We start from the raw sequence: 18503 nt of genomic DNA, 5'->3' as shown, positions 1-18503 counted from the left end.
TATTTTGCCCTAATATTATGGGAGTATACAAAACAGCATTCTTATCTATTGGCAGTAATTTAGGCAACCGTAAATTGCTATTACAAAAAGCCATTTTTGAAATCGGTAAAATAGCCGGTGAAATTAGGCAGGTATCTGCCATTTACGAAACTCCGTCTTGGGGTTTTGAAGGGGAAGATTTCTTAAATGCCTGTTTAGAATTACAGACTTTACTATCACCTGAAGATTTGCTAGCTAAATTATTAGCCATTGAAACTGATTTTGGTAGAGAACGGAATGAAAGCGACAGTTACCAAAGCAGAACTTTGGATATTGACATCATCTATTATGAAAGAGATATCATCAACACTGAAAATTTAACGGTTCCGCACCCCAAAATGCAAGAAAGAAAGTTTATTCTAAAACCTCTTGCCGATATTACGCCGCAATTTTATCACCCCATTTTCAATAAGGACACCAGAAATTTACTACAAGAGTGTAAAGATAAAAGCACCATTACCAAACAAATTACAAGATTGTTCAAAAATCGTCATACATTTTTTGCCAGTCTGCAATACATTGCCATAGAAGGTAATATTGGCGCAGGTAAAACCACATTAGCCACAAAAATTTCAGAAGATTTTAATGCTAAATTAATATTGGAACGATTTGCCGAAAATCCGTTTTTACCAAGTTTTTATGAAGACCAAGCCAGGTATGCTTTCCCTTTAGAAATGTCTTTTTTAGCCGATAGATATCAACAATTTACAGAAGACACCAATCAACTTGATCTATTTAAAAGCTTTATGGTCAGTGATTATGATATTTATAAATCGCTAATATTTGCCAAGGTCACGCTACAACAGAACGAGTTTGACCTATATAGAAAGGTATTTAACTTTATGTACAAAGAGGTTAAAAAGCCTAAAGTTTACGTTTATCTGTACCAAACAACAGAAAGGCTATTACAACAAATTAAAAAACGAGGAAGAGATTACGAACAGAATATAGAGCTCACATACCTAGAGAAAATTAACCGTGGGTATTTCGACTTCCTAAAGACATACCCTAAAGAAAATCAACTAATTATAGATGTCAGCGATCTTGATTTTGTAAGCCATAAAAGCGACTACGAAGTGGTTTTGACCAAGATTGAAGACTTTGCGCTAGCCAACTTATAACTAATATAAATTGAGCAATTTCTTGCGTAAATGAAAAGAAAATCTTTTATTGTGTGGGCATTCGTGCAACTAACTAACTCAGACTATACTAAAAAACCTGATCTACGATCAGGTTTTTTTATGCGTTTAATTTACTCCAGCAATCCCACACCACCACACCTACACTAACTGAAATATTCAATGAATGTTTAGTGCCAAATTGCGGAATTTCCAATACTTCATCACTTGCAGAAACCACGTTCTGAACAACACCCTTAACTTCATTCCCAAAAATGAGCACCTGTTTTTTATCTTTTTCAGGAGCGTATTCATTTAATTGAGTAGCATCTTCTGCTTGCTCTACCGCTATTACATGGCAACCCTCTTTCTTTAATCTTTCAACAAGTTCCAACGTATCTTCAACATGCTCCCAATCTACACTATCCGTAGCACCTAGTGCAGTTTTATGAATATCTTTATGAGGCGGTTTAGCCGTAATACCGCACAGATATATTTTTTCGACTAGAAAAGCATCGGCAGTTCTAAAGACAGAACCTATATTGTTTAAACTTCTTATATTATCAAGAACAATAATTATAGGAGATTTAATGGCAAGTTTATACCCTTCAACATCAATTCTATCTAACTCCTCATTTCTTAATTTTCTCATACTGTAAAATTCAATTTCATTAATTGGTATAGCTATAAACTTATCCTGAAATATCAACAATAATTAAATTTCCAGAGATTAAACCATACTTTCGTGAAGGAGCAAAATTAATGAGATAAAGATAAAGTGGCGGATAAAAGCAAGACAAAAAAGGTAACCCCTTTAATGAAGCAATATAACACCATCAAGACCAAGTATCCTGATGCATTATTGCTGTTTCGTGTAGGAGATTTTTATGAAACTTTTGGTGAAGATGCCGTAAAGGCTTCACGTATTTTAGGAATTATACTGACCAATAGAAATAATGGTGGCGAAAGAACGGAGTTAGCTGGTTTTCCGCATCACTCATTAAACACCTATTTACCTAAGCTGGTAAAAGCTGGTCAACGCGTTGCTATCTGTGATCAACTAGAAGACCCTAAGCAGACCAAAACTATTGTTAAACGAGGCGTTACTGAATTGGTTACCCCTGGGGTAGCAATGAACGACGATATCTTAAATTCTAAAACCAATAACTTTCTTTGCGCCGTTCATTTTGGAAGAAAGAAGATTGGTATATCGTTTGTAGATATTTCTACCGGTGAGTTTTTAACTTCAGAAGGTAGTGAAGAGCAAATCGATAAATTATTACAGAATTTCTCTCCCAACGAAGTATTAATTTCTAAAGCACATAAAAAAGAGTTTTTAGATGTATTTGGCAAAAATCACCACCTATTCTATTTAGAAGATTGGGTTTTTCAACAAGACTATGCACTAGAGAACCTTACCTCACACTTTAATACCAATACGCTTAAAGGTTTTGGTGTTGACCATTTAACCTGTGGTATTATAGCATCTGGTGTGGTTTTACATTATTTAGGAGAGACACAACACCGCCAGTTACAACATATATCAAAACTGCAACGAATTGCCGAAGACGATTATATATGGATGGATAGGTTCACCATAAAAAATCTTGAACTTTACCATTCTACAAATGTCAATGCTGTAACACTTTTAGATGTCATTGACAAAACGATTTCACCAATGGGTGGGCGTATGATAAAGAGATGGCTTGCTTTACCTCTTAAAAATTTAGAAAAAATTAAAAGGAGACAGCAGATTGTTTCTTTTCTATATGAGGAAGAAGTTATTTTAGAAAAGTTTCAGCACCATATTAAACAAATGGGCGATTTAGAACGATTAATTTCTAAGGTAGCTACAGGCAAGGTCAACCCTAAAGAAGTTGTTCAATTAAAGAATTCTTTAGAAGCTTTAATACCCATAAAGCAACTGGCAACCTCTTCTAAAAACGAATCACTGGCCTTGACAGGTGACCAAATTCAATCTTGCGATTTATTGAGAGCAAAGATTAAAGAAATGTTAAGTGAAGAAGCGCCTGTAAATATTTTAAAAGGCAGTACAATTGCAGAAGGTTTCTCAGAAGAACTAGATGAATTAAGAGGGCTGGCAACATCGGGTAAAAATTACCTTAACAACATGTTAGAAAGGGAAACTGCCGCAACAGGTATCACTTCCCTAAAAATAGCCTCTAACAATGTTTTTGGATATTATATAGAAGTTAGAAACACCCATAAAGATAAAGTTCCAGAAACCTGGACACGTAAACAAACCTTGGTCAATGCCGAGCGTTATATTACAGACGAACTAAAAGAATATGAAGCAAAAATTCTTGGTGCAGAAGATCGTATATCAACCTTAGAACAACAATTGTTCTCACAATTGGTTGTATGGATGCAAGAATATATTGCCCCAGTACAAAACAATGCACACCTTATTGCCCAATTAGATTGCCTTTGCGGTTTTGCGCAACTTGCAAAAGAAAACGCATACAATTGTCCGTCCTTAAACGATTCCACCGATTTAGAAATAATAGATGGAAGACACCCTGTAATAGAAAAACAACTGCCATTAGGTGAGCAGTATATTTCAAACGACCTACAATTAGATCGCTCAAATCAACAATTTATAATGATTACCGGTCCTAATATGAGTGGTAAATCTGCATTACTTAGACAAACCGCGCTGATAGTTTTACTAGCGCAAATGGGTAGCTTTGTGCCCGCTGAAATAGCTAAAATTGGTGTTGTAGATAAAATATTTACACGTGTAGGGGCCAGTGACAATATATCAATGGGAGAATCTACCTTTATGGTAGAAATGAACGAAACAGCATCTATTCTAAACAACCTATCTGAACGAAGCCTTGTACTTTTAGATGAAATAGGTAGAGGTACAAGCACCTATGACGGTATTTCTATAGCGTGGGCAATTTCAGAATACCTACATGAACATCCTGCAAGGGCAAAAACTATGTTTGCTACACATTATCATGAGCTCAATGAAATGACCAATACCTTTAATCGCATTAAAAATTATAATGTAGCTATTAAAGAACTGAAAGATACCGTGCTATTTTTACGAAAATTAGTTCCAGGTGGTAGCGAACATAGTTTTGGTATACATGTGGCTAAAATGGCAGGTATGCCCCAACAAGTAATTCAAAAGGCGAATAAAATTTTGAAAAAGTTAGAAAACAAACACGTTAGTGAAGATGTTGGAGACAAACTCAAAGATGATTCTGATGAAATGCAACTCAGCTTTTTTAACTTAGACGACCCCTTATTGGAAGAAATTAAGGAAGAAATCACACATTTAGACATAGATACGCTAACTCCGGTAGAAGCTTTGATGAAATTAAATGAGATTAAAAGACTGTTAACCAAGGACAAAAAAGCTACTTCGTAAATTTTTTAATTCTTTTGCACATTTTTACTTTGGTTTTTACAGAATTGTATTAAATTTGCACCCGCATCTTGAAAGAGATGCACGTTCTTTAAAATTTGCGAAAGTAGCTCAGGGGTAGAGCATCACCTTGCCAAGGTGGAGGTCGCGGGTTCGAATCCCGTTTTTCGCTCAGAAAATGTTGCCGGTCAACATTTTTTTCAATGCTAAGTATGCTCGAGTGGTGGAATTGGTAGACACGCCGGACTTAAAATCCTGTGCTCTTTGGGGCGTGCGGGTTCAAGTCCCGCCTCGAGTACCACAAACCCCTGAAATCATCTGATTTCAGGGGTTTTTTTATTTTATATCTATTTCAAATCGAAATCTACAGTTATTCATTAACTTTAGTTTTCATTACAGATGCATGCTAAAAAAAATTTTAAAAATATCAGGATTATTATTCATAGCATTAATACTGATGATATTTACCTGCAATAGCATCATATCTAGCACTGCAGAAGAAAAAACTTATTCTGACATATCTTTAGTTCCCAGTAATCGTGTTGGTCTTGTTCTAGGCACTTCTAATAGATTAACAGATGGTTCTCCAAATCCATACTACACATACCGTATAAATGCGACCAAGGCACTTTACAATGCCGGTAAAATTAAATTTATATTGGTCAGTGGAGATAATGGTAGTATTTATTACAATGAACCGGATACCTTTAAAAAAGACTTGGTAAAAGCAGGTATACCTGAAAAAAATATTTTCTTGGACTATGCAGGATTTCGCACCTTAGACTCCATGTTTAGGGCAAAGTTTGTTTTCGGCTTGGACGACGTTACCGTTATCTCCCAAAAGTTCCACAATGAAAGAGCTATTTATATTGCAAAACAAAAAGGGTTAAATGCTATTGGATTTAATGCGAAGGATGTTTCAACCAGCCAAGGATTAAAAGTTCAAATAAGAGAATACCTTGCCCGTGTAAAAGTATTTATAGATATGATACTTAATACACAGCCTAAATTTTACGGCAGTACAATTGAGATAAAATAAGTAGCATTAAATACACTACATTTAGGAGCACCAACCAAACCGATTACAATGCTCAATTTTAAAACAATTCTAAAAAATTTAGGACCAGGACTTCTATTCGCCAGTATGGCCATAGGTACTTCTCATCTTGTTTTATCTACCAAAGCAGGGGCTCAATATGGTTGGCTAATGGTTATTCCTATCATTTTGGCTAATGTTTTAAAATACCCTTTCTTTGAATTTGGTGTTCGCTATACCAACGTCACTAATAAAACCCTAATAGAAGGCTATTTAAACCGTGGTAAAGGCTATTTATGGTTTTATGCCCTAATTACCCTGGTAACTACATTCACTATCTTAGCCGCTCTATATACAGTTACCGCAGGGTTGTTTATCAACCTATTTGGTATTGGTCACAGTTCTATAGCCATGGTGGCATTAATTCTATTTTTAACTATAAGCGCCCTACTCATTTTTGGTAAGTATAGGTTTTTGGAAATCAGTTTAAAATTTGTGGTTAGCATACTGTTTATTGCTTTATTAGTGACTACCATTCTAGTTTTAGTTAAAGGACCTGTTACACATGTACCGGATTTCAAACCCCAGCCCGTTTTTAACGAAATAGGAATATTATTTTTAATAGGATTAATAGGATGGATGCCTACTAGCGTAGAAGCCTCTAGCTGGATCAGTTTATGGAGTATAGAAAAATGGAAAACTCAAAATAAACCCAGCTTAAAAGAATCACTACAAGAATTCAATATCGGATATACCATTACAGCCGTACTAGCCATATTCTTCATGATCATAGGCTGGTTCACCCTATACGGAACAAACATTCAACTTAGCAACAATGCCGTAAGTTTTGCAGATCAGGTAGTCCGCCTGTTTACTCAACACATAGGATCATGGGCATATCTATTTATTGCTATTTCCGCATTTGCCACTATGTTCAGTACTTGTATGACAGCACATGATGCTTTGACCAGAGTAAGCCTCGACATTATTTCTTTGTTAAAACCAAAAAGTAATTGGTTTTCTACCAAAGCGGCATTTGCTTTAGGAGTATTGGTTCTAACCTTAATTAATTTTGTAGTTATAGCAGCGTTTAGTGCCAATATGGGTAATTTGGTAGCATTGGCAACATTTGTATCTTTCGTTGTTGCACCGGTTATTGGTTATATGAATTTAAAGAATGTAACCAGCAAGGACATAGACCCTAAATTTCAACCAGGCAAGAAATTAAAATTCCTTACCTACGCAGGTATTCTATTCTTATCTTGTTTTGCACTGTATTATTTCTATATCATAATTACCAAATAGTATAGAAATAAGTACTTACTATTCTACAACGAACAATGTACGTTCATTCTGCTTATGAAGAAAATCTAAACAGTAGGCACCATTAACACAATTGTTTACAATATTTTCTTCACCGTAACCTGTTGCCTCAATAATATTATTTGAATTCAACCCATTACTCAAAAGATAGTTTTTAATCACATCAGCTCTTGCTTGTGACAATCTTTTGTTATACGAAGAGCTTCCTCTAGTATCTGTATACGATTGTATTCTTAATCTCATCTGAGGAAAACGCACTACAGCATCTACAACTTTCTTTAGCTCATTCTCTACTTGAGAGTTTATTCCAGATTTACCTTTATCAAAATAGAACTTATTAAGCTTAATTACCGTTTTATCTTCTCTTTGTGTTACCAAGTCTTCCATTCTTGCAAGCCCCATGTTATAAGACGTGTTTTGAATCTCTTCCATTCCTTCTTCAGAATATGTAGTTGAGAAAATGGAATAACCGTCGCTCGTTGCCTGTATCGTTACTTGAGACATCCACGGAACTTCTACTCTAAAACTACCATCATCACCTGCAATAACTTCTTTTAAAACATCACCTTGCTGGTTCAATAATCTCACTTGAGCCCCTTTTAAACCTACTTTATTTCTAAGATTAACAACTTTACCTCCTAGAGCAAATGTTTTTAAACCTGGTGCGTTTTTAAGTTGAAAACCGTAAAGATCATCCCCACCTTTTCCTCCTGCTCTATTTGATGCAAAAAATCCAGACAATCCAGTATTTTCAACATTTTGCATAATGAATCCAAAATCATCTGCTTTTGAATTAATTCCCTCTCCAAGATTTACAGGTATGGTGTACTCATCATTTGGTAACATGTTAGACTTGTAAATGTCCATTCCTCCAAGACCATAAAAAATATCCGAAGAAAAGTACAAACTACCATCAAATACATATGGAGCAATCTCGTTACCAGGAGAGTTTATTCTAGGACCTAAATTAATAGGCGCAGACATTATCTGACCATTATTGGTATACACATAATACAAATCTGTACCACCATAGCTATCATCAAAGTTTGCAGCAAAGTACAAACGCTCAGTAGCATCATCAAAGAAAGGATAGTAAAAGGAAGTACTTAGATCTTTTAGTATAAATCTAAATCTGTTATTTTTTGTAAGCGTACCAATTGCCAAAGCATTTTTACCATTTTCATTATACCTAAGCTCACCATCTTCTTCATTGGATAAAATATAGAAAAACGTTTCCAATTTTCCTGAATAATATGGTGTTGATTTATGAAAATCTGTCGCTGGTATCTCCTTAAAAGTTTCAACATCTACTAAAGTATTGCTAGAACTTAATCTTACAAAATAGATATCTAAATAAGATTCTCCCGTAGGCTCATATATATTTTTACTATTTCGTCCTCTACTACTACTAAACAATATTCCGTTCTTATAAAATGCCGGCGAAAAATCTCCTTGAGCACTGTTTACCCCTAAATCACGTATTACACTGTTATCTGTATTTGCAGGAATTTCCAATAAACTATAATTAAACTCCGCATTTTCTAAAAGTTCAGGAGATAATTTATCAGCTTTTGACTTCAAGAACATTTTCACCCTATCTCTTTCAGAGTTTTTAGAAAGGCTCTGCAACATTTTATTAAACCTGTTAACAGACATAATCGTATCGTTCTTATTTACCTCTAAATAAAGCTTAGAAGCACTATCATAACTGCCCGTACTAAAATAAGAATCTGCAAGGTTCAGCAACTGATGATTGGTCAAAGAATCTTTTTGCATTTCACTTTTATAAGCTTCTATGGCTTTTTCATATTGATAGCCATAAAAAAGGTTATCGGCTTTAGACTTCTTGTTTTGAGCCAAACCTAGAAATGGTACAAAAACTAATAATACTATGATTAATTTAAATTTCATTTTTGTTCACTTTAAAAGAATCTAGGCGAATCTACTTGTTTAGGTTTACCTTTTGCATTCTTATCACTACTACCTTTTGATTTCGAAGGACCTTTTCTACCTAAATAAAATTTAAGTATGATCTCATGAGACCCATTATTGAATTCTCCAAGTAAGTTTGTGTTGTAATCATATGAATACCCTGCAAACAAGGAATTAGATATTTGAAAACCTACCAAACCACTAAAAGCATTATCTATACGATAGGATATACCTGCGGTAACCACATCAGAAATCAAGAAATTACTTGATAAGTTTACATTGACCGGCGAACCAGAAATAGTATTCACTAAAAAAGCCGGTTTAAATTTTAAATTATCGGAAAGCTCAAAAACATAACCACCTATAAAATTAAACTGAATCTTATCCTCTACTACAGATGCTATCTCGTCATTATACACACCTTCCGTCAAAAAATTAGGAACTGAAGCACCTAAATACCAATCTTCTGAATATAAGAACGCACCTGCACCTACGGTTGGATAAAATTTAGTCAGCATTTCTTGACTTAAATTTTCTCCTGGATTTTCAAAAGTTCCTTTAGAAAAATCAACATTTAAGAAAGAACCACCGGCATCAATACCAAACGATAATTTAGTTTCATCAGTAACCATTATTTGGTATGAATATGAAATATCTGCGTAAGTCTGTGTAGCAGGACCTAGTTCATCATTTACAATATTAATACCCAAACCTACTTTTTCATTCTGAAAAGGAAGATTGGCACCAAAACGAAACGTCCTAGGCGCACCAGGTATGTCTATCCACTGAGCTCTGTATAAACCAGAAAACTCAGGGTTCTCTACCGTACCAACATAAGCCGGGTTAAAACTACCAATATTATACATGTACTGCGTGTACTGCGGTTCTTTCTGTGAAAATGCATTAAAGCTTAACAGAGAAAATAGTACTAAAGCAATAGTATAACTCGATTTATAAAAGTTATAATCCATAATTTATTTTATCTAATAAGCTGTATCCAACCCTTATCCAAGATGGCAGGCTGATTATTAACACTATAATTCATGATGTAAAAATAAGTCCCTTTTGGCGATTCTTTTCCTTCATAAGTCCCATCCCAAACATCGCCATCGTTTACTTTTTCCGTCTCAAAAACAAGGTTTCCGTAACGATCGTAAATTTTTATTTTGTATTGCAAATTAACTTCCACCTGTACACCAGTATCCGGATCCGTCATAGTTCTATTAATACGAAGAACCTCATTCTGATTATTTCCGTTAGGCGAGAATTGATTAAAAAGGAACCCTGGATCGGCGGCACTTTTCTCAATTACCTCAACCTCAACCGTAGCTTCGTTATTTTCAGTATTTCCATCTCTCGGTGTAGACCTTACAATATTAGCAGTATTCGTAAATGTACCAATTGCAGGAACCCTTACTCTAATGGTCAATGTAGCGGTCTCTTCTCTATTCAAAGTTGGAATATTCCAATTACCGGATGTCTCATCATAGGCTCCATTAAGATCAGACTCAGCAGAAACAAATTCAAATCCGTTTTCTAATGAAATCAAATCATTGACAACAATATCAGTAACCACATCAGATTCTGAAATATTCGTTACCCGGATAATAAACTCTACTTCATCCCCAACCAATGCAGTATCTGGACGCGCTTCTTTTTCTATCTTCAGATCAACGCCTTCTGGAGCTTCTGTACTTAATTCAACGGTTGCTTCATCATTCTCAGGATTATCATCCGAAGGAATAGACTCTAACAATACAGCAGTGTTCGTATATGGTCCTTGCTCTGCAACTACTACAGTAATCGATAATTCAAAAGATATACCTGCCGCAAGCTCCGAAATAGTCCAATTACCCGATACCTCATCATAATCAGTAGTCTCAGGAGCATCTGCTGAAACAAAATCAAAACCTAATTCCAAAAGATCACCAACAACGATAGCCCGTGCTGTTCTATCTGATAAGTTAGTAACCAAAATTTTAAATACAATGGTATCACCAATTAAAGCATCTATATTATCAACAGATTTTAACACTTCTAAATCTATTGGGTCATCGCAATTAGGTGTTGCCACAGGATCACAAGGATCGTCTGGATCAGAACCATTAATTTGCTCATCTAAATCTGATATACCGTCACCATCCGTATCACAACTACCGTTAAATCGGTTAGGAATACATGGATTGTTATTTGCAGGATCCTGTTGATCGTTTACTCCGTCATTATCAGCATCTGCTGTATTTGAATCTAAAGCATCTATAATTCCGTCACCATCTTCATCTAAAGGATTATCAATATCGTCACCGACCTCAACACCATCTTCAATACCATCACCATCAGTATCAGGGTTTGTAGAATCTGTACCCAACGCCACCTCTTGACCTCCTAAAAGACCGTCATTATCATCATCGGTTTCGCAATCACTTACATTTATAGTGACCTCTATCGAAGGGTTCTCACAGGGTGCCGTAGAATTTGTTGTTGTATATCTAAATATATAAGCACCAGAAGTAGTCCCTTCAAATTCCACAACGTTGGTAGAACTAATATCAACACTGGTTTCAGGACCTGAAACAAAAATCCAAACTCCGGGATCTGCACCAGAAAGTCTCGTATCCAAATCTATCGTTGTTAGTCCGTTCGCAGCTACATTACAAATAGAACCGTTTGTTGCCGTTCCGGTAGTTGCCTGAACACCTATTCTTGCAATAACAGGTTGTCTTTCTGTTGTACATTCATTTTCGGTCGCTTCCACATAATAGGTAGCGGTAGCGTTCAAAGATGGAGTTGTAAATGTTTCGCCCATCGCAATTGGAGTAACAGCATCTAAAGAATCATACCAATTTACAGAAGCATCTTCACTAGGCTCAACACTTAACAATAAGGTTCCAGGACCACAACGTTCGTTATCGTTTACTTCAATTAATTGGGGCAATACATTACGAACGATCTGAACTTCTATGGTACCACTGGCACAACTATTACCTGCATCATAGAAAAAACCGTAGTAAGATTGAGCCGAATCAATGTCTTGAGCCTCTGCCGGTGTTAAATGAGAACCTGTATTTAAAGGATCTTGAACCGTACTCCAGGTCAAAACCGTACCACTAGGAGCAGTACTGTTCGTGAAATCAAATAAATTAGCTGAAATTTCATCTCCTGCGGTTTCTACACAGTATATGGAAGACACCGAATTGTCTAGTAACGGTGCAGCCACACAATTATCATCATCTTGAATTGTTCCCGTAGCAGTACCACTATTTGCGCGTTGCACATTGTTGGTAGGCAAACCTATTTGAGCAGTGAAGGTTTCAGTATTCTCTAAAATAGCGTCATTAGTGATAGGCACGATAATTTGTTGAATCTCACCCGCATCACCATCAAAAGTTAAAGAACCATTGGTTCCAGTATAATCTTCACCTTCTGTAGCCGTATCATCTGTAAAGGAATAAGTTACGGTTGTACCACCTACAACTTCCAAATCCAATTCCACATCAAAAATCATTTCACCATCAGCATCATCTTCATTTAATGATACGTCTGAAATTGCCAATGTTGCCTGATCATTATCATTGATTTCGACTGTAGCTGTTGTGGTAGATGCAGCACCCAACACATAACCCGTACCTGTTGCTAAAGTTATTATCACATTTTCTGTCCCCTCTTGAATGGCATCATTAATCGGTAGAATATCAATTTCGGCACCTTGTTGTCCACTCGGAATACTTACAGCATTGGTACTTATAGCGGTATAGTCTGTACCATTAACAGCCCCTCCACTAATAGCATAATTCACTATAATTGGACTTCCAGTATTATTAGGAGCACTTAAACTAACAGTGAATTCACCTGGAGAGACAGCCCCGTTACTTTCAGCGGCAGTACCATCTGATGCAGTAATTTGTGCAACGTTAGTATCATCACTTACAATAAAAACTGTTGCATTATTTGGAGAACCAATAGTATAGCCAGTACCTGCCGCAACAGTTAAGATTACGCTTTCATTATCTTCAATAGCATTATCATTTATTGGAACTACGTTAACAACCCCTGAACTTGCATTGTTCGGTATTGTAACAGAACCACTTAATGTTGTAAAATCTGAACCTGATGTTGCAGTACCAGCTATGTTATAATTTACGACTACCGGTGCGCCAGTTGTATTATTTTCATCTAAACTTATTGTAAAAACACCATTAGAAACCGGATTTTCATTAGCTGTAGCAGTAGTTGAAACAACAGAAACTTCAAAAATAATATCATTATCGACATTAACCACAGTAACATCATCCACGTCGTCGTCATCTATATCATCATAATTATCATCATCAGAACTTATGCTTCCTGTAATAATTGTATAAGTAACATCACCATCAACCACAGCATCATCAACACCTGTAACAGTAACCACAACACCCGTATTCCAATCCTCAGAAGGTATTATAACCGATGAAGGTACTGTACCTTCATCCGTATTATCACTTGACAAATCTATTTCTACATCATCTGTAGGTTCAGTTTGCAATGTAATACTAAAAGTTGCTTCAGTACCATCTTCTCCTGTATCACCACTAATTGCGCTCACGTTTACACCTGGAATATCATCATTGACAATAGTACCCTTTGACGCTGCTCCCACAATAACATTCTCATTATTAACACCTGTTATTTCAGCTCCAAATGTCTCATCATCTTCTATAACATTATCATTACCTGTTGGTACTAAAAAAGTTTGCGAAGTAGAACCTGCTGTAATCGTTACCGGTTGGGGGGTACTATTATAATCTTGTGGATGATTTATACCTGGACCCCCACCTGTTGCATCTCCTCCAGAAAATTCAACTTCTACTTCATAGTCATACTGCACGGGCTCATCTGAAGTAATGGTAAAAACTAAGCCCTCACCTTCATCGTTAATAGCATCACTAATACTTAAGGTTGCAAAATCATCGTCAGCTATCAATACAGTTGCAGTAGTATTACCCGCACTTAAGTTATAACTAGGATCTGCAACTAATTCAATATTTACTATTTCTTCACCTTCTACCAGAAGATCTTGTGCAGAGGCTATAACATCTATTATAGCAGACCCTCCCGAGAAGAAAGTATAATCAACTTCTACCGTCCCGGTTAATGCAACATAATCAGCACCCGGAGTAGCTGTGCTACTTGCTAATACATCGTACTTTACATCAATCGTCCCAGCTCCAGCTATAGCTGCAACTTGAACACTGAATCTACCCGTAACAATATTTCCTTCTGCCGCATCTCTAAGGTTTTCAACAGAAACAACCTGCGCATAAATACTGTGCGAAAAAGCACCAAAAAAAAGGAATCCAAAAACGAACAGAAATTTCTTAAGACTCCTGTTAATATTAGGGGTCAAAAAATTTTTATATATACTTATTTTCATAGCATTCTTTATCATACCCTAGAGTGTGATTGGGAAAGTTCTAAATCCACAACCAAAAATGAGGGTCCCAATATTACAAAAAAATCAAGGTAAACTGCTCAGAAACAGTTGAAAAAAGGATTTATAGGTTAAATGGTAATATTAAAGAAACATTGGTTACTCTGCCAGCTCTGGGGCTTGTGTGGTAACACTTGGCTCAATTTTTCTTACTAAGCCTTGTAACACCTTACCTGGACCTATTTCCGTAAAAACCGTAGCTCCATCTTTTACCATTTGCTGAACACTCTGCGTCCATTTTACCGGAGCTGTCAATTGCAGCATTAAATTCTTTTTGATCTCCTCAGCATTATTCACCGCGGTTGTCGGTACATTTTGATATATTGGACAGCTAGGTGTCGAGAACGTAGTATTAGCTATTGCAGCAGCTAATTCTTCTCTAGCAGGTTCCATTAATGGTGAGTGGAATGCCCCACCAACAGGAAGCATCAAAGCACGTCTAGCACCTGCTTCTTTTAGTTTTTCACAAGCTTCTTCTACTGCCGATACTTCACCGGAAATCACCAATTGACCCGGACAATTATAATTTGCAGCAACAACAATTCCTGAAATTTCAGAACATACTTTTTCTACAACTGCATCTTCCAAACCTAAAACGGCAGCCATGGTAGATGGTTTAAGTTCACATGCCTTTTGCATTGCCAAAGCTCGTTGTGAAACTAATTTTAATCCGTCTTCAAAACTTAGGGTATTATTTGCCACCAAGGCAGAGAATTCTCCTAAAGAATGACCCGCAACCATATCTGGTTTAAATGCATCTCCCATTACTTTACTTAAAATAACGGAGTGTAAAAATATAGCAGGTTGGGTTACCTTAGTTTCTTTTAATCCTTCGGCAGTACCTCTGAACATTACTTCGGTAATTTCAAAGCCTAATATTTCATTTGCCTTTAAAAACAACTCTTTTGCAATAGGATATTTCTCATATAAATCTAAACCCATTCCAACAAATTGAGCACCTTGCCCAGGAAAAACATACGCGTTCATAACTTTTAGTTTTGGTGGCTCAAAAGTACATAATTTAGATAGACTGCAACAAGTAATTGGTTTTTTGAGTCAACCTTTATTCTTTAAACCAACTGGAATACATAGTGTAGGCTTCAGCAATTCTATTGATTTCACCAGAACTTAATTCAGGACTAATATCTTTAATTTTCTTAGCTGGCATACCTGCAAAAATACTCCCAGATGGTACGTGTGTACCTTTTGTAAGAACAGCTCCGGCAGCTATAATACTATTACTTTCTACAATACAGTCATCCATAATTATACTACCCATACCAATTAACACATTATCATGTATAGTACACCCGTGTACAAGTGCATTATGCCCAATAGAAACATTATTACCTATGGTAGTAGGAGACTTTAAATAAGTGCAATGAATTACTGCACCATCTTGCACGTTTACCTTGTCGCCCATTTTAATAAAATGTACGTCGCCACGTAATACTGCATTGAACCAAACACTACATTGCTTTCCCATACTTACTTCACCAACTATAGTAGCATTTTCAGCAATGAAACAATCTTCACATATAATAGGTTCTTTACCTCTAACAGCTTTTATCATTGTAATTCGTTTAATTAAAATAAGATAGAAAATCTTTCTTTTTAGAAGCGGATACCATTACTTCTTTTCCGTTGGACATAACCACACTACCACCTTTACCTTTTCGATACTTCACCACCTCGTTTACATTTACCAAAAAAGATTTATGTACCCGTGCAAAAGGGTAATCGTTTAAGGCATCTTCAAAATACTTCAAAGTTTTGCTTACCAGTATTTTCTTATTTAAAAGATAAATTTCCGTGTAATTATCATCTGCCTTACAATATAATATTTCGGCAATATTCAATACTTGAAATCCGTCTTGCTGCGGCAAGGTTAACTTTCCCTCCACTCCGTTAGATTTTGTGCTTAAAACCTCTCCTTCTAAACTAGCTTCTTTTTCACGAACACCATCTACATATTCCACTGCATTTACTAGCTCATCTATATTAATAGGTTTTGTCAAATAATATGCGGCATGATTGTTTAAAGCATCTTTTGCATAATGATCATAAGCAGTAACAAAAACGGTTTCAAAAGTTCTGTCTGGTAATTGATCCAATAAATCAAAAGCATTACCAAAAGGCATCTCTACATCTAAAAATACAAGATCCAAGTCGTTAACCTCAATTAAGACTAGGGCTTCTTTAATTGATGAAGCCTCACCTAACAAGTTTACACTTGGGCAATATTTAGCAATATAATTTCTTAATATCTCTCTACTATTTGCCTCATCTTCTACTAGAATTGCATTTAAGCTCATTTTTCTCTTTTTAAAATGAATAGAACCTTAGTTCCTGTACCATCTGAATGTAAATCTGAAATTTTAATATCTACCTTATCGGTATACATGTCATTTAGGATAGCCACACGTTTTTTAATGATTCCCATTCCTTTGGATTTTTGCTTCCGTTGGTTTTGGGTTTTAATCTCTGCAGATTTTTTTCTACCAATACCATTATCCGTAATAGATATAATTATAGAATCCCCACTATTTTCTTTTATGGTCACCAGTAACTCGCCTTTTTCTTGCCTATATCGCAATCCGTGCCAAATAGCATTTTCTATATAGGGTTGTAATAACATAGGCGGAATTTGGAACTTAGATACCTGTATATTCTTATCAATATTTATTTGGTAATCGAACTTATCTTCAAATCTAGAATGTTCCAATTTTATATAAAGCTCTAACTGCTGCAATTCTTTTTCTAAGGGAATAAAATCTTCCTCAGAATTTTCTAGTACTGAGCGCATTAATTTTGAAAAGTCGCTTAGATACCTATTAGCACTACGTTCATCGCTTTTTGAAATAAAGTTGTTTACAGAATTTAACGCATTGAATATAAAATGCGGATTCATTTGCGATCTCAACGATTTTAAGGCCAATAAATTGTTTGCCAATTTTTGTTGTTGATTACTACGGTAAAAGAAAAAAGCGGCCAATAAGGTTAATAAAAGCCCAAATATTAAAGAATAAATAACCAACTCTTGTCGTTTGTTACTCTCCTTAACCAACTCTTGCTCTGTTAATGCAAGATCATATTTACTTTGAGATAGTTCCCGTTCTTGTTCTAAACCGGTAAGCCTATTTTGTGCATTTGAAATTTCCCTGTTAAAACGATTTGCCCTTGAAATCTCTTGTTCTTTCCGAACATATAAAGAATCTACCAATGCTACATACGTTTGGTAGGTATCTAAAGCCTTAGTGAAATCGCCTTTAACCTTATATACCTCAGACAATTTTCTGGTTGCATCTTTTTGCACTACCAAATCATCATCTGAATCTGCTTCAACAATACTTTTTTCTAAAAATGGTATAGCCTCGTTATACCTATCTTGAGAGATATATGCATTTGCAATTTTATAGTTTATTCGCTGTGATGTTATTGTGTCTCCAAGTTCTAATTTTTTTACGCCAGCATTTGGGGAATTTAGCTTTTTAAGCTCTTGAAGACTGCTTTTTCGCAAATTAATTTCTTCATTGAACCTATTTTTTGTGTTGTAAAAATCAGCTACTTTTTCTTTCTCTTGCAAAGCCCTTTTGGGTGCAGATTTCGTTGCTAACTCTAAAGAATTGTCATAGTAAGCTTCTGCCTCCATATTCTGATCACCTAAAGAATACGTATCGGCTATCTTAGAATTCAAATCGATCATCTTTGATGTAATTTGATTCTTATCAGCTATCAATAAACCTCTATTATAAAAATCTAAAGCTTCTTTTGTTTTACCTAGTCCCTTTTTGGCATCACCCAACAACTCAAACAGCACAGCGCTTTGGCTTGGCGGCATAGATTTAAATTCTAATAAAGGATATAATAAGTCTATACTTTCCTCATACCTAGCGGTTAAATTGAATGCCCTACCTAATAATAATGAAGTAGCAATGGTTTTATTATTCTCTAAGGCATCTTCATAATTATCAATTGCTAAATCCAATTGGTTGTGGAATTGATAAATTTCCCCAAGTTTAGAAAGTGACCTTGCCAATTCTTTCTTTCTACCTCTTTTACCCAGTATAGAAATAGATTGTGCTACCAAATCTATACTTCTTTCAATATCTTTAGCTTTATACTCTTCTGCAGAATCTAACAATTGTTGATGTTTCACGGCTAGATCTGGCAAAGACATAGAACTGC

12 protein-coding genes and 2 tRNA genes are annotated in these 18503 nt (G+C 35.6%); 6 read left to right on the top strand and 8 right to left on the bottom strand.

From position 1 onward, the window contains the following. Nucleotides 1-17: 17 nt before the first annotated feature. Nucleotides 18-1160, top strand: a complete 1143-nt coding sequence (gene folK, locus ABJI11_RS17010) for a 2-amino-4-hydroxy-6-hydroxymethyldihydropteridine diphosphokinase (protein ID WP_348354934.1) — start codon at nucleotides 18-20, stop codon at nucleotides 1158-1160. 118 nt (nucleotides 1161-1278) lie between these two features. Here the strand turns inward: folK and ABJI11_RS17005 are convergent, their stop codons facing one another. Beyond that, nucleotides 1279-1809, bottom strand: a complete 531-nt coding sequence (locus tag ABJI11_RS17005; protein WP_348354931.1) for an RNA methyltransferase — start codon at nucleotides 1807-1809, stop codon at nucleotides 1279-1281. Nucleotides 1810-1974: 165 nt separating this feature from the next. Here ABJI11_RS17005 and mutS point away from each other — a divergent pair, with 165 nt between their 5' ends. From mutS to ABJI11_RS16980, 5 genes are all read left to right on the top strand, one after another. Continuing rightward, nucleotides 1975-4557, top strand: a complete 2583-nt coding sequence (gene mutS, locus ABJI11_RS17000) for a DNA mismatch repair protein MutS (RefSeq protein ID WP_348354928.1) — start codon at nucleotides 1975-1977, stop codon at nucleotides 4555-4557. A gap of 97 nt (nucleotides 4558-4654) precedes the next feature. Then, nucleotides 4655-4726, top strand: a tRNA-Gly gene (locus ABJI11_RS16995). A 42-nt stretch (nucleotides 4727-4768) separates the two neighbouring features. Next, nucleotides 4769-4855, top strand: a tRNA-Leu gene (locus ABJI11_RS16990). A 102-nt stretch (nucleotides 4856-4957) separates the two neighbouring features. Next, nucleotides 4958-5593: an ElyC/SanA/YdcF family protein gene (locus ABJI11_RS16985; protein ID WP_348354925.1), complete on the top strand. Its 636-nt coding sequence runs from the start codon at nucleotides 4958-4960 to the stop codon at nucleotides 5591-5593. Between the two features lie 48 nt (nucleotides 5594-5641). Continuing rightward, entirely contained in the window at nucleotides 5642-6895 is a 1254-nt protein-coding gene (locus tag ABJI11_RS16980; RefSeq protein WP_348354922.1) for a divalent metal cation transporter, read from the top strand. A gap of 18 nt (nucleotides 6896-6913) precedes the next feature. Here ABJI11_RS16980 and ABJI11_RS16975 read toward each other — a convergent pair whose 3' ends face one another. The 7 genes from ABJI11_RS16975 to ABJI11_RS16945 form a co-directional block, all read right to left on the bottom strand. Then, a complete protein-coding gene (locus tag ABJI11_RS16975) occupies nucleotides 6914-8824 on the bottom strand; it encodes an OmpA family protein (protein WP_348354919.1) in 1911 nt (636 codons plus the stop codon). 11 nt (nucleotides 8825-8835) lie between these two features. Then, nucleotides 8836-9816, bottom strand: coding sequence for a type IX secretion system membrane protein PorP/SprF (locus ABJI11_RS16970; RefSeq protein ID WP_348354916.1), 981 nt, complete (start codon nucleotides 9814-9816; stop codon nucleotides 8836-8838). 8 nt (nucleotides 9817-9824) lie between these two features. Then, nucleotides 9825-14258 (bottom strand): Calx-beta domain-containing protein, encoded by a 4434-nt coding sequence (locus tag ABJI11_RS16965; RefSeq protein ID WP_348354913.1) that lies wholly within the window; start codon nucleotides 14256-14258, stop codon nucleotides 9825-9827. Nucleotides 14259-14414: 156 nt separating this feature from the next. Continuing rightward, the gene (gene fabD / locus ABJI11_RS16960) at nucleotides 14415-15302 is read right to left on the bottom strand and encodes an ACP S-malonyltransferase (RefSeq protein ID WP_348354910.1); all 888 of its coding nucleotides are present in this window, start codon (nucleotides 15300-15302) and stop codon (nucleotides 14415-14417) included. A gap of 76 nt (nucleotides 15303-15378) precedes the next feature. Continuing rightward, complete coding sequence (locus ABJI11_RS16955) at nucleotides 15379-15888, bottom strand: gamma carbonic anhydrase family protein (RefSeq protein ID WP_348354907.1); 510 nt, start codon at nucleotides 15886-15888, stop codon at nucleotides 15379-15381. Nucleotides 15889-15898: 10 nt separating this feature from the next. Continuing rightward, on the bottom strand, nucleotides 15899-16630 hold the full coding sequence (locus ABJI11_RS16950; RefSeq protein WP_348354904.1) for a LytTR family DNA-binding domain-containing protein: 732 nt from the start codon (nucleotides 16628-16630) through the stop codon (nucleotides 15899-15901). Continuing rightward, on the bottom strand, nucleotides 16627-18503 hold a 1877-nt coding region (locus ABJI11_RS16945; protein WP_348354901.1), incomplete at its 5' end, for a histidine kinase. The genes ABJI11_RS16950 and ABJI11_RS16945, both read right to left, overlap by 4 nt.

The sequence above is a fragment of the Maribacter sp. genome, assembly GCF_039968975.1.
Taxonomy (GTDB): Bacteria; Bacteroidota; Bacteroidia; order Flavobacteriales; family Flavobacteriaceae; genus Maribacter.
This window is presented reverse-complemented; position numbering and strand designations above follow the sequence as displayed.

What these genes read in the sequence shown, in the direction of transcription:
- folK (WP_348354934.1), top strand. Translation starts at nt 18, where the DNA reads ATGGGAGTATACAAAACAGCATTCTTATCTATTGGCAGTAATTTAGGC.
- ABJI11_RS17005 (WP_348354931.1), bottom strand. Translation starts at nt 1,809, where the DNA reads ATGAGAAAATTAAGAAATGAGGAGTTAGATAGAATTGATGTTGAAGGG.
- mutS (WP_348354928.1), top strand. Translation starts at nt 1,975, where the DNA reads ATGAAGCAATATAACACCATCAAGACCAAGTATCCTGATGCATTATTG.
- ABJI11_RS16985 (WP_348354925.1), top strand. Translation starts at nt 4,958, where the DNA reads ATGCTAAAAAAAATTTTAAAAATATCAGGATTATTATTCATAGCATTA.
- ABJI11_RS16980 (WP_348354922.1), top strand. Translation starts at nt 5,642, where the DNA reads ATGCTCAATTTTAAAACAATTCTAAAAAATTTAGGACCAGGACTTCTA.
- ABJI11_RS16975 (WP_348354919.1), bottom strand. Translation starts at nt 8,824, where the DNA reads ATGAAATTTAAATTAATCATAGTATTATTAGTTTTTGTACCATTTCTA.
- ABJI11_RS16970 (WP_348354916.1), bottom strand. Translation starts at nt 9,816, where the DNA reads ATGGATTATAACTTTTATAAATCGAGTTATACTATTGCTTTAGTACTA.
- ABJI11_RS16965 (WP_348354913.1), bottom strand. Translation starts at nt 14,258, where the DNA reads ATGAAAATAAGTATATATAAAAATTTTTTGACCCCTAATATTAACAGG.
- fabD (WP_348354910.1), bottom strand. Translation starts at nt 15,302, where the DNA reads ATGAACGCGTATGTTTTTCCTGGGCAAGGTGCTCAATTTGTTGGAATG.
- ABJI11_RS16955 (WP_348354907.1), bottom strand. Translation starts at nt 15,888, where the DNA reads ATGATAAAAGCTGTTAGAGGTAAAGAACCTATTATATGTGAAGATTGT.
- ABJI11_RS16950 (WP_348354904.1), bottom strand. Translation starts at nt 16,630, where the DNA reads ATGAGCTTAAATGCAATTCTAGTAGAAGATGAGGCAAATAGTAGAGAG.